This is a genomic window from Arenibacter antarcticus (genome assembly GCF_041320605.1).
GTDB lineage: Bacteria > Bacteroidota > Bacteroidia > Flavobacteriales > Flavobacteriaceae > Arenibacter > Arenibacter antarcticus.
In genome coordinates this window covers 3,031,774-3,043,929 of the sequence record NZ_CP166679.1, presented here as the reverse complement: position 1 = coordinate 3,043,929, position 12,156 = coordinate 3,031,774, and the positions used below count along the sequence as shown (strand labels likewise).

Sequence of the window (12,156 nt, the reverse complement as noted above, 5' to 3'; positions counted from 1 at the left end):
GTATTTTCTCTGAAAATACTGTCGCTATACCGCCTGTGGCGGCATTAATTCGAATACGTATTTTCTCTGAAAATACTGTCTCATTAAAAAAAGCAGGTCATAAGCCGGATTCTGTAGTCCCAAAATTAATTTCGTGACTCCTTATCATTTATCTAGGCCATTGGTTGCCCAATAACTCGAACCGCCTACCCTTCAGCTCAGGCGTGCAGCCCTCAAACACTGATTTACATGGCGTTGCACCGTATAGAGTTTACCTGGTTTCACTACAGCATTACCTGTACATTCTTTCTGTTGCACTTGTCCTCGCCTTACGACGGACGGGCATTACCCGCTATACTGCACTATGGTGTCCGGACTTTCCTCTGTCCAAATTGAATTGAAACAGCGATAAGGCGACCTGCTTTGTGCAAAGGTAGACGAATTGTTCATAAATAAAACGCTAAACTTCATTAAATAGCCCCTATAATACAAAGCTATTTTTATATTTGTACTCAAACAATCATACCCCCGAATTGAGGGTTAATTATAAGCATAACTTTTTGGAACCTTTTATAGTATCTGCTCGAAAATATAGACCTAAAACATTTAAAGATGTTGTTGGGCAGCAGGCTATCACCAATACTTTGACCAACGCCATTGAAAATAATCATTTGGCGCAGGCATTATTGTTCACTGGTCCAAGAGGAGTAGGAAAAACCACCTGCGCCCGTATCTTGGCCAAACAGATCAATCAGCAAGGGGAAGCATCAGATGACGAGGATTTTGCCTTTAATATATTTGAACTCGATGCAGCATCTAACAACTCTGTAGATGATATTAGGGAGCTTACAAGTCAGGTACGAATTCCTCCTCAAGTGGGGAAGTACAAGGTATATATTATTGATGAGGTACACATGCTGTCACAAGCGGCCTTCAACGCCTTTTTAAAGACTTTGGAAGAACCGCCTGCACATGCCATATTTATTCTCGCCACTACGGAAAAACACAAGATTATTCCCACCATCTTGTCCCGTTGCCAAATTTTCGATTTTAAACGAATCACCGTAAAGGATACAGCAGAATACCTAAAATACATTGCTGAGAACCAAAAAATTGAAGCGGAAGACGATGCCTTGCATATCATTGCCCAAAAGGCAGATGGCGCTATGCGGGACGCGCTCTCCATATTTGACAGGGTAGTTAGTTTTTCTGGAAAAAAATTGACAAGAAAAGCAGTAACCGAGAATTTAAACGTCTTGGATTACGATACTTACTTTAAAGCGACTGACCTTATTTTGGGTCGGAATATTCCTGGACTATTAGTCTTATTTAACGAAACCCTAGCACAGGGATTTGACGGCCATCACTTTATTATTGGTCTAGCCTCACATTTTAGGGATTTAATGGTGTGCAAGCACCAAGATACCATTCCCCTCTTAGAGGTTGGCGAGGATGCAAAAAAGCAATACTTAGAGCAATCCAAAAAACCTTCGGGACCATTTCTATTAGAAGCAATAGATATTGCCAATGACTGCGACATAAAATATAAGTCGAGCAAACATCAGCGACTACTTGTAGAACTTACCCTAATGAAATTAGCCTCCATCGACTTTGATGGAGAAAAAAAAAAGTCTAGATTCCTAGGAATTGGGCGTAACCGTCCAGATTTCATAATTCCGGCTTCATTTTATAAAATCGATTCCGGAGTTACCAAGCCTAATCCCTCAACCATCCAGAAGCCTGTCGAGGAACATTCAGGCAACAATCCTCCCACAACAAAGGGAAATCAAAAAAACGAACAAACAGAGGGGAATTCTACATCGGCTACCAAGCCGACAGAAGTTGCACAACAGAATGTAAAAAGCAATACAACTGCTCCTCAACCTTCCAAAGGTTCAGGGATTTCTAGCACTAAAATCGACCTTAAGTCCACCAAAAAACGAGTTTCAGGCCTCTCCCTATCAAGCTTAAAGGCAAAGAAAGAACATCAGCTCAACAAAAAAGAAGCGGTTATAGATGAAAATAGCCTCCCTAAATCGGATTTTACCGAAGAGGAACTACAAAAACATTGGGCCGATTTTGTAGAAATAATAGATAAGGATGGACGTAAAATATTAGCATCCAATCTACATGCTGATACCCCTAAGCTTAAGAGCGACTTTGTAATTTGGATTGAATTGCCAAATGATACCATGAAAAAAGAAGTGGAGCGGGAAAAGTATGACCTAATGGAATACTTAAAGCTAAAGCTGCACAACCATTTTATCACTCTAGAAATATCGGTAAACGAAACTACCGCCACAAAATTTGCGTTTACCCCAGAAGAAAAATACCTTAAATTGAGAGAGAAAAATCCGGTGATCGACCTACTTCGTAAAGAGTTCGATTTAGATTTCTAAGCCTTTCTAGAGAATCGGATTCGCCAAGAGTAGAAAAACATCACCATCGCATTTATCAAAAGCCCCAAGGACTCCCTGGCATGTTCTATTTTATATATATCCCCGCCATTTAATGAAATCCCCTCATAATGCTCTGGCCAAAAAATATAACTTCCTATCAGATATAGAAAGGAGAGTAGCACCGCAATAGATAGTCGTAATTTATCAAATATAAAAATTAATGAAGCCAGTGCCGAACTTCCATATATTACATACCACAACAAAGAATCCGGATCGTTGTATTGCAATATGCCCGCCCAAATAAATAAAACGGCAAATACGGAAGCAAATATCTTAGCGAAAAGTTTCATATTATGTATCTAAGATATGATTTTCTATCACACCAAAGACATCTGTGGCCAATAAAGAATCCGCAATATCCTTCCCAGCTCTATTGCTGATAAGGATAGGGAGATCATTACTGTCTTCTGGAATTCTTCCATGGGATCCTTTTACCAAGGTGGCATCCAAGGGTATAATATCTAAAACGGTCCTAAAGCCTAATTTCTTTTTTAATAATTTCCACACCACTTTGGGCATCAACAGCTTATCCTTTGGATCTGTCAACATCTCCACAGGATCATACCCTGGCTTTTTATGAATGTCTACCATCCTAGCATAATCAGGTGCTTTCTTATCGTCTAACCAAAAATAATAGGTAAACCAAGAATCCCTATCGGCCACGACAACCAAATCCCCACTGCGTTCGTGATTTAATTGAATACTTTTTATTTCGTCCCCGGACAATACCCGCTCTACCCCCTTCACCTTTTTAAGGAGACTTTTAATGTTGTCAATATTCTCGATATCTTTTACATAAACATGTGCCAACTGGTGGTCGGCCACTGCAAAAGCATCACTGGCACCCGCATCAAGTAGTTCCAGTCCACGCTCTATCCTTATGTTTAAATAGCCTTCTTTTCGCAATACTCTATTAATATGTATTGGATTATTCACATTGGTGATACCGTATTCGGAAAGCAATATTATATTGGCGGACTTACTTTCGAAATGGGTCACCAATTGTTGGACCACCGCATCTATCTCGCGTAAATCCGTGCCTATTTTTGAAAAGTCGATGCCGTGACGCTGCATATTATAATCCAAGTGAGGCAAATACACCAAGCTTAGGGTAGGATTGTGCATAATATCGGTTTTTATAGCCGCATCTGCTATCCACTGACTTGATTTTATGGAGGTTTTTGGGCCCCAAAAATGAAAAAGGGGAAAATCTCCCAATTCCTCCCGAAGGTTGTCCCGTAATTCTGCAGGATATGAATAAAAATCAGGGATTTTTCTACCATCAGCCAAATAATTAGGCCTGGGAGTAGCACTGAAATCGGCCTTAGAATACATATTATACCACCAGAAAAGATTAGCGCAGGTAAAATTTGGATTCTTTTTTTTCAACTTGTCCCATATCTTATCCGCTTGAATAAGGGTATTGGATTGTCGCCAAAATTTTATCTCATGTTCTTCCTTAAAATACCAACCGTTGGCCACTACTCCATGTTCTGCTGGTGTTTTACCTGTTAAATAAGTAGCTTGTGCCGCACAAGTAACTGCAGGTAATTGTGGGGTAATGGCCCCCCAACTCCCTTTATCCAGGAAGGATTTAATAAATGGGGTATGTTCTCCAATTAAACCTCTGGTCAATCCTACAACATTTATAACAACCGTCTTCTTCATCATTTACAACTTATTCTTTAACCATTCTATCTCGCGAACTATAGACTGTGATAGTTCCATTTTCAAATCTTCAGGCAATACATCCCAAGTATAAGTTTCTATTTCCAAATGATCAGAAAATTGATTTTTCTTAAGCAATTCTAACACCTTTAAAATTTGGTCTTGGGTGGAGAATAGCGATTCGTATTGCTCCAAAAATATAGGCACATGAAAATGTGCCCGTAACTCGGTAAAATCTCCCCTTTTATTCAATAGTTCGGGCAGATCCCTATAGGTGATTACCTTATCCCCTAATTTTTGGGTAACCTGATGTAAATAAGTGGGTTCGTCAAACCTTTCCAAGGAACGCCATATCGCTTCATTATCCCCTTCATTATCCCCTTCATTAAAACGTATTTTCAAGGCAGAACTCACTTGAATCTTTCCTACTTTTATTCCTGCATTGATAAATTTATTCAAACTAACTTCAGGTTCTTCATAGGCAAGGGAGAAATGGCACACATCATAACAGATCATAATGTGCCGAAGAATTAATTCCTTGGCCTCTGTGTTAGAACACCCCAATTTATCTATCAAAACTTTGGTTCCGATAGGTATTAAATACCTATCAAAAAACGCCAAAACCTCATTACTATTTTCCAACATCCCATCCGGTTCCGGCTCAATATCCAAATGAAGATGCTTTCCTGTATTATTTTCTATCGCCATCAACTGCAATACCACTGCTATCATGTTGGTTGCCCCGTCAATAAAAGCCTTGTCGGTAGCATCTTCAGAATTATGCCAAAACTTGTAACTGATTGGAGAAGTAGAAATACCTCCCGACAGTCCCTTGGGCAATAAAAAAGCTAGTTGTCTGAATAGTCTTTGGGTATACTCCAACCTTTCCGTTGTGGTCCAATCTGGCGCATGCACCATATCTTTTACCCGTTCATTATGAAAATTTCCATAGGGAAATCCGTTCATAGTAAAGACGTACAAATTATTGTTATCTAACCATTCTTTAAATTCTAGCAATCGCTTTCCCTCCTGCAATTCCATGCTAGCTACATTGGACAAGCGTAAACCAACTCCGAATGGCTGGTCTTTTGAAACCTCTTCCTTAACTTTTGGAAGGTATTCTTTTAGACTTACCAAGGTTTGTTCCCAATTGCCCCCAGGGTGAATATTGGTGCAATAACTAAGATGAAATTTATTATTGATCAGCACTTTTAAATGGATATTTTAGGTTGAAATTTATTGTTTAACCACATTACAGCGCTCTTCATGACACTTCTATCAATAGAATGCACATCGTGTTTTGCGCCTATCTTTGAGATTAGGGTTACGGTAAGCTCACCTCCCAAATGCTCCCTAAATTCTTCTATACCGTTCAACAATTCATCTATCTCACTTTCTTCCGCCAAGGGTATAGTCAAGCTAAAGCCAATACTTATTAGCACGTTCAAAATTCGCTCTAGGGTAGTGTTATCAATCAAGCCAATACGTTGGGCATAGGTAAGGTCCAATGCCATACCGATAGCTACAGCTTCCCCGTGGCGCAATTGGTAATTGGTCATAAACTCCAATTTATGGGCCGCCCAATGCCCAAAATCTAACGGTCTGGAAGATCCACTCTCAAAGGGATCACCGCCTTGTGCAATATGTTCCATATGCATTTCTGCACATCTGAAGATTAGATACTGCATGGCCGGCATATTCCGTTCTTTTAGCTTGATACCATTTTCTTCAATAAAGCTGAAAAAGGATTCATCTTTGATCAGGGCCACTTTAATAGCTTCCGAAATACCCGATATCCAGTCTCGCTGCTCTAAAGTAGTTAAGAAAAAATGGTCGTTTATTATGGCGTATGGCGGAGCAAAAGTGCCTAAGAAATTTTTCTTCCCTAGAATATTGAAACTATTCTTTACACCTACTGCAGAATCGTTCTGAGACAAAACGGTAGTTGGGATACGAATTAATTTTACACCCCTATGGGCAATTGCGGAGGCATATCCTACCATATCTATAACTGCACCACCACCAATGGCCACCACAAAAGAATGCCTACAGATACGGTTATCATTAACCGCTTGTAGAATCTGCTCTATATTGTCATAATCATTTTTACACTGCTCCCCACCTTGAACGATAATTTGTTGGGTGGCATTGATCTCAGCCTTGTATTTCTGGCAATAAGCTGTTATTTGATCGGATAAATCAGGGTGGCAATCCAGCACCCCGCTATCAATGACAAAAAGCACCTTTACATTTCCCTTAGGATTGTAATCCGCAATCAAATCCTTAAACAAAATATTGCTTAGCTCAAAAATATACTCCGTAAAATGAAGCTTATATTCATATGGCACACTGAAGGATTGTGATATTGTTTTGTATTGTTGCATTCGTTATAAAGTTAAGTAACTGCGAACAGTTTGGATAATAAAATAGATATAGGTAATAAAAGTAAGGTAATTGCCCCAACCCACCAATATGAAAAACCTACCGCAAAGACGGCATCTAAAACAATAATTGAAATAACGCCTGCCTTCACCGCCATTTTTATATTATGAGGCGAGTTTTTCTTATATGCCTTGAGCAATGGCCTAAAAATTAACACAGCGAAAAGGAATACAAAGGGTAGGGATACCAAAATGTTTTGATCGGAGTATAAAAGGATAATCGTCATGGTTGTTACCACTATAGCATAGAGTAAGGCAGCCAACAGAATATGCTTTTTATTATCACCGTGTACCTCTCCCCTACTAATCAAGGTGATTGCGGCTATATATACAATTGGGATAATAGCATACTCCCAATGAGTAAGATCGCCCAAGATAGAAATCCCGAGCAACAGGTTTAACCCTCTGCAAAGCCCCATATTTAAGGGGCCAAAAAACGCGTGGTGTTTCCCTAAAGCATCGTACAAAAGAATAGAAAGTCCTAATGAAAGCGCAACGACCCCAGTAGTTAAACCAATCCAAAATGCGGCCAAAAAACCCAAAGCCATTAATGATCCACCAAAAATAGCTGCTGATTTCAAGGACACCAAGCCAGAGGGAATAGGTCTTTCTGGACGTTCCTTTTGATCTAATCGATAATCAAAAACATCGTTAAGGACCACACCAGCGGCATACAAAAACACCGTGGAACAAACTAAGATAACCACTTCTATAAACGCTGACCAATCTAAAGTCTCGCCTAGGTTGGTAGTTAAAAAAAAGCCAGAGATAGCAATACCAGCCAAAATATCGGCAGCTGCTGTTGGTAAATTGGCCGGTCTTGTTAGCTGTAGATATCCTTTTATCACAGGATTCATTATACTATTTTATCGGTATTTACTTTGGGTTGCTGCCCCCTTAAAACGCTGTTATCATTGTATAATTTAGTCTGATTGACTCCTTCTGGACTTAACCAATCAGATTCCTTCATTTTTCCATTTTTTCCAAAAATATCCAATGCATTCTGGTAACAAGTCTTAATTACATCGGCCTTAGCTATCCCTCTTTTAAGCATTAATGAGGCCGTTTTTGGAACTGCCAAGGGATCACTTACACCCCAATCTGCCGAACTATCTACAATAATCCCATTACTACCAAAGTTTCTAACCACCTCTACCATTCTTTCATTACCCATTTTAGTTTTGGGATAAATTGTAAATGCGGCCCAGAATCCCCTATCGAGCACCTCTTTTACCGTTTCTTCATTGTTATGATCTATAACTACCATAGCGGGATCTAAGCCGTGTTCCAAACAAACTTCCATACTTCTAATAGTCCCGGATTTCTTATCCCTATGCGGGGTATGCACCTGTACAGGTAAGTTGAGCTCTTTGGCCAATTCTAGTTGTAACCTAAAGTATTTGTCCTCGGCCGGAGTTTGATCGTCATAACCAATTTCACCAATAGCCACAACATTTTCCTTGTGCACATACAGTGGCAATAATTCGATTACCTGTTCAGCCAAGGCTTCATTATTAGCCTCCTTAGAATTTAAACCGATGGTGCAATAATGCTTAATTCCAAATTGACTGGCCCTAAACGGCTCCCAACCCACCAAACTACTATAATAATCCTGGAAAGAACCCACTTGGGTTCTAGGCTGTCCTAACCAAAAAGATGGCTCTATAATAGCCACAACTCCCGCTTCCGCCATGGCCTCATAATCGTCTGTAGTTCTAGAGGTCATATGTACATGCGGGTCTATAATCATCATTTTCTCTTCCATAACATTATTTACTGCTTTAATAAATTAACAATCGACACCATAGCATGCCCTTGCGCATCATAGGTAGCTCTAGAATAATAAGAATAAATTCTGAAAAATTAGGTTTACCTACAACGCATAAATCTACTGAAATATTAGCATGTCCAAGGAACATTTACCCATTTTTAAACTGGTTTTAACAAAAAAGGTTGTGAGTAGGTATATTTTATCGGTTTAAGGGGCGTTTTATACTCCTTCAAATTTTAAAATGTTCGTCAACATCTCGAAATCCGATCCAAATTTATAATAACATTTTCCTGAGTGCTTTCATTTTTAAATTCCAAATTAACAATAAGTACCCACTATAGATCGTTATTTACATTTTAACCCATCTTGTATGAACTACTAATTAATAGAACAACCTCTGCTAAGCAATTAAATTGCATTATTTATGACCATTAAAATTAACATAATACCCATACCAAAAATGAAGATCAATATATTTATCTTAATGCTCCTTTGCGGAACTATTAGTTTCGCCCAGGAAAAGTTTTCTTTAATCAACTTAAACGACTTCTTGGTACAGGCTGGAAACTGGGAAATTGAAGGGGATGTGGTTGCTGATCCAAACATTGCGGTACACACCCATCAGGATGCAGTGCCGGAAAATTTGAGCAAGAGGCAAAGAAGAAAACTAGAGAAAACATTGGATCATAAAAATCCAATAACTATAACTCCAGGCACTGGAGTTTTGTACAACAACTACAGTTTTACGAAAAAGGATCATTTAATTACCCAATGGGAACATAGGGATTTAAAATTGGAGATGGAGGTCCTAATTCCCAAAGCATCTAATTCTGGCATTTATTTACAGGGCCGGTACGAGTTACAGATTAAGGACAGCTATGGTGTTACCAACCCTACCTCCAGTGATTTTGGGGGCATCCATAGGAATTGAGAAACAGAACCTTCCAAAGTCTTCATGGGGATCACACCTACCTCCAGTCCTTATAAGGCACCTGGAGAATGGCAAAAAATAAAAATACATTTCCTAGCACCCACATTTAACGATGCAGGAGAAAAAATCGCCAATGCCAAGTTTGTTTTAGTCGAATTAAATGGGGAGATAATCCATGAAAATGTAGAAGTTCCCATGCCTACGGGGGGCTCTATCTCCTCACAGGAATCAGCTACAGGCCCCTTAATGATCCAAGGAGACCACGGGCCTATGGCTTTTAAAAACATATCCTATGAATTTTTAGAAAGGGAAAATTAATTTGTAAAACCGGATTTATCAACCTATTCCGCCAAGCTTTCCCAGCCTAATGTCCCGGATGCTATTTCGTTCATAAATTCGGGATGTTTGGCCAATAGGTTTTTGGCCTGTTCGGATTTAGAGGTATAACAGCAAAGAGAAGCTGCCTTTCTCTCCAATATATTCTCGCTATTGAGCAATCTTCCCATATCCAGAAGTAGTCCTTCCTCTATGAACCCGGCAGTAGGTCGCCAAAAGTAGGGATCTATTTCTCTGGATGCAGCCCAACGTTCATGGGCATAATCTGAAATAATTCTTGACAAATCTTTATTGGCTCTTTCGTCTATCGATAAGATACCCGACAGATCCTGTTGCATGAATACTGCCTTTAAATACATCTGATTCCATTGTTGATCATTAAAATACAAGGCCGGATACGGATTATGCATGGTTATGGCATTAAATACCGTTGCAATATTGGTTCTTAAAGCTTCAACTGCCTGATGTTTAAATTCCGAAGGATTGGGTAAAAGCACTAAAAACTTTAAAAACGTTTCCAATTCGCTGGTATCAGCGACTTGGATAATGTTGGCAACTTTGATGGTAAAGTAATTAGCATTTTCCTCCAGCACGCGCACAAGTAGATATATCCTTGCTATTTGCTGAATACTGGCATGTTGTAATTCCAAATACTCTTTAAGTTCATTATTCGGAATTTCTATTGATATGTTTTTGGTCGATTTAATCTTTGAAGGAATTAAACTATAGGTCAAATACAAGTCTTTGGTAGACTCCTCAATAGTGATTTTTTCCAATTTTGACAACAGCCATTCCATTTCAATCTCTTGCGTATTGTTTTCCAATATGGTCAAGAAATGTTCACTAACTTTTTTAAACAACATAGCACATTTTATAATTAATGTTTCCGTTTCAAACGAGCTTCCATAACAGCCTGAAAGGGGGCCCTATACTATAATGTATTAAATTACATACGATCCCAAGATTAAAGATAAAACTATCTATGAATATAATATGGGGGATTACACTATTCTTTCTATTTTTGGTTTAGAATTTAAAGATATGCTAGGTTTAAAATTACCAACGGACCCACGATGGGTGAATATTGTCGAAAAAAATATAGACGAAATATTAACGGACCATGCCTACTGTGAACAAAAAGCAGCCAGCACGGCCATTTCATTAATTGTAGGTTTCCCAGAATACACCGAACTCATCCAAGAAATGATTGCGCTTTCGCGGGAGGAAATGGGACATTTCAAAATGGTACACGACCGCATTCTGGCACGAGGTAATACCCTGGGAAGGGATAGAAAGGACGACTATGTACTTGCATTGATTAAATTTTTCCCAAAAGGAGGTAGCAGAACCACCCAGTTGGTACACAGATTGCTTTATGCGGCATTAATTGAGGCTAGAAGCTGCGAACGATTTCGATTACTATCAGAACAACTGGAAGATAGGGAGCTAGCAGAATTTTATCACAAATTAATGATAAGTGAAGCGGGACATTACACCATGTTCTTGAAATTTGCAAGGCAATATGGCGATCGTAAGGAAGTAGACCAAAAGTGGGAAGAACTACTTACCTATGAAGCCGGTATAATGAAGGATTTGGGGAATAAGGAAACCGTACACGGATAAATTTGTATTCCGACCCCATAGGAACATCAATAATCTGGTATTAACACCAAGAACTCTTACTTTTCGGCGTAGTATAGGGTTTTTATAATTCCATCGGACAGCCCTATTTTTGGAACATGAATTTTTTTGGCTCCAATCCACTTGGCAGAAGAAACAAAAATTTGTGTCGCAGGAATTATTACATCCGCTCTATCTGGATTTAGCCCCAATTCAGAGACCCGTTCCTCAAAAGTTAGACTGGTCAGAAAATGATATTGTGCCTTTAACCAAATATAGGACAGGGGCTCCCCTTCCTTTCTACCAGACATTTTATGTAATTTATTAATGTTTCCTCCAGAACCAATAATGGACAAATTGGGCAATCCCTTAACGTTTTTCTTCAACCAATTCTCCAATTCTTTCCACAAATCCTCATGCACCAAATCATTTAGTAGCCTAACAGTTCCGATCTTAAAGGATTCCGAAAGTATTATTTTGCCTTCGGAGAAAATAGTAAATTCAGTACTTCCACCACCAACATCTACATATAGGTAAGTCTCCTCTTTCCGAATTAAATTCTTCAAGTCTGTGGAGGCTATAATAGAGGCCTCTTTTTCCCCATCTATAATCTGAATCTTAATACCTGTTGCGTCTTCAATACGCTGTATTACTTCTGCACCATTATCTGCTTCACGCATTGCAGAAGTAGCACAGGCCATGTACTTTTCTACCCCATGAACCTCCATCAATAATTGGAACGCCTTTAAGGCATTTATAAGTCGGTCTTCATTTCGCTCAGAAATACGTCCTTTACCAAAAACATCTTCTCCCAACCTAACAGGTAACCTTACCAGCGCACTTTTTCTAAAGAGTGTTTCCTTATCCTTCTCTTCAATAACGTTATGGGTCAGCAAGCGTATTGCATTAGATCCAATATCAATGGCTGCATATTTACGTACTTTCAATTCC

General features: G+C 39.1%; 10 protein-coding genes, 1 other RNA gene and 1 pseudogene. 3 read left to right on the top strand and 9 right to left on the bottom strand.

Features of this window, described 5'->3' with window-relative positions; all coding sequences use genetic code 11:
- Positions 1–85 precede the first annotated feature (85 nt).
- An RNA gene (gene rnpB, locus KCTC52924_RS12625) (RNase P RNA component class A) lies at positions 86–404 on the bottom strand.
- A gap of 135 nt (positions 405–539) precedes the next feature.
- On the opposite strand from rnpB, the gene KCTC52924_RS12620 reads away from it, so the two are divergent.
- A complete protein-coding gene (locus tag KCTC52924_RS12620; RefSeq protein WP_251808483.1) occupies positions 540–2,378 on the top strand; it encodes a DNA polymerase III subunit gamma/tau in 1,839 nt (612 codons plus the stop codon).
- Here the strand turns inward: KCTC52924_RS12620 and KCTC52924_RS12615 are convergent.
- The 6 genes from KCTC52924_RS12615 to KCTC52924_RS12590 are packed head-to-tail and all read right to left on the bottom strand — an operon-like array spanning position 2,375 to position 8,312.
- Positions 2,375–2,728 (bottom strand): transmembrane 220 family protein, encoded by a 354-nt coding sequence (locus KCTC52924_RS12615; protein WP_251808482.1) that lies wholly within the window; start codon positions 2,726–2,728, stop codon positions 2,375–2,377. The two genes, KCTC52924_RS12620 and KCTC52924_RS12615, sit on opposite strands and share 4 nt — an antisense overlap.
- A 1-nt stretch (position 2,729) precedes the next feature.
- On the bottom strand, positions 2,730–4,109 hold the full coding sequence (locus tag KCTC52924_RS12610; RefSeq protein ID WP_251808481.1) for an alkaline phosphatase family protein: 1,380 nt from the start codon (positions 4,107–4,109) through the stop codon (positions 2,730–2,732).
- Positions 4,110–5,315 (bottom strand): metabolite traffic protein EboE, encoded by a 1,206-nt coding sequence (gene eboE / locus KCTC52924_RS12605; protein WP_251808480.1) that lies wholly within the window; start codon positions 5,313–5,315, stop codon positions 4,110–4,112.
- 2 nt (positions 5,316–5,317) lie between these two features.
- The gene (locus KCTC52924_RS12600) at positions 5,318–6,490 is read right to left on the bottom strand and encodes a 3-dehydroquinate synthase (protein ID WP_251808479.1); all 1,173 of its coding nucleotides are present in this window, start codon (positions 6,488–6,490) and stop codon (positions 5,318–5,320) included.
- Between the two features lie 11 nt (positions 6,491–6,501).
- Positions 6,502–7,404 (bottom strand): UbiA-like protein EboC, encoded by a 903-nt coding sequence (gene eboC, locus KCTC52924_RS12595; RefSeq protein WP_251808478.1) that lies wholly within the window; start codon positions 7,402–7,404, stop codon positions 6,502–6,504.
- Entirely contained in the window at positions 7,404–8,312 is a 909-nt protein-coding gene (locus tag KCTC52924_RS12590) for a TatD family hydrolase (protein WP_251808477.1), read from the bottom strand. Before KCTC52924_RS12590 ends, eboC begins: the two co-directional genes overlap by 1 nt.
- 430 nt (positions 8,313–8,742) lie before the next feature.
- Here KCTC52924_RS12590 and KCTC52924_RS12585 point away from each other — a divergent pair.
- Positions 8,743–9,567 (top strand): annotated as a pseudogene (locus KCTC52924_RS12585) (DUF1080 domain-containing protein).
- 23 nt (positions 9,568–9,590) lie between these two features.
- Here KCTC52924_RS12585 and KCTC52924_RS12580 read toward each other — a convergent pair.
- On the bottom strand, positions 9,591–10,448 hold the full coding sequence (locus KCTC52924_RS12580) for an EboA domain-containing protein (RefSeq protein ID WP_251808476.1): 858 nt from the start codon (positions 10,446–10,448) through the stop codon (positions 9,591–9,593).
- A gap of 178 nt (positions 10,449–10,626) precedes the next feature.
- Between KCTC52924_RS12580 and KCTC52924_RS12575 the strand changes: the two genes are divergently transcribed.
- Positions 10,627–11,208, top strand: a complete 582-nt coding sequence (locus KCTC52924_RS12575) for a tRNA-(ms[2]io[6]A)-hydroxylase (RefSeq protein ID WP_251808475.1) — start codon at positions 10,627–10,629, stop codon at positions 11,206–11,208.
- A 56-nt stretch (positions 11,209–11,264) separates the two neighbouring features.
- On the opposite strand, the gene KCTC52924_RS12570 is transcribed toward KCTC52924_RS12575, so the two are convergent.
- On the bottom strand, positions 11,265–12,152 hold the full coding sequence (locus tag KCTC52924_RS12570) for a Ppx/GppA phosphatase family protein (protein ID WP_251808474.1): 888 nt from the start codon (positions 12,150–12,152) through the stop codon (positions 11,265–11,267).
- Positions 12,153–12,156: the final 4 nt, after the last annotated feature.

What these genes read in the sequence shown, in the direction of transcription:
- KCTC52924_RS12600 (WP_251808479.1), bottom strand. Translation starts at nt 6,490, where the DNA reads ATGCAACAATACAAAACAATATCACAATCCTTCAGTGTGCCATATGAA.
- KCTC52924_RS12580 (WP_251808476.1), bottom strand. Translation starts at nt 10,448, where the DNA reads ATGTTGTTTAAAAAAGTTAGTGAACATTTCTTGACCATATTGGAAAAC.
- KCTC52924_RS12590 (WP_251808477.1), bottom strand. Translation starts at nt 8,312, where the DNA reads ATGGAAGAGAAAATGATGATTATAGACCCGCATGTACATATGACCTCT.
- KCTC52924_RS12610 (WP_251808481.1), bottom strand. Translation starts at nt 4,109, where the DNA reads ATGATGAAGAAGACGGTTGTTATAAATGTTGTAGGATTGACCAGAGGT.
- KCTC52924_RS12615 (WP_251808482.1), bottom strand. Translation starts at nt 2,728, where the DNA reads ATGAAACTTTTCGCTAAGATATTTGCTTCCGTATTTGCCGTTTTATTT.
- KCTC52924_RS12575 (WP_251808475.1), top strand. Translation starts at nt 10,627, where the DNA reads ATGCTAGGTTTAAAATTACCAACGGACCCACGATGGGTGAATATTGTC.
- eboC (WP_251808478.1), bottom strand. Translation starts at nt 7,404, where the DNA reads ATGAATCCTGTGATAAAAGGATATCTACAGCTAACAAGACCGGCCAAT.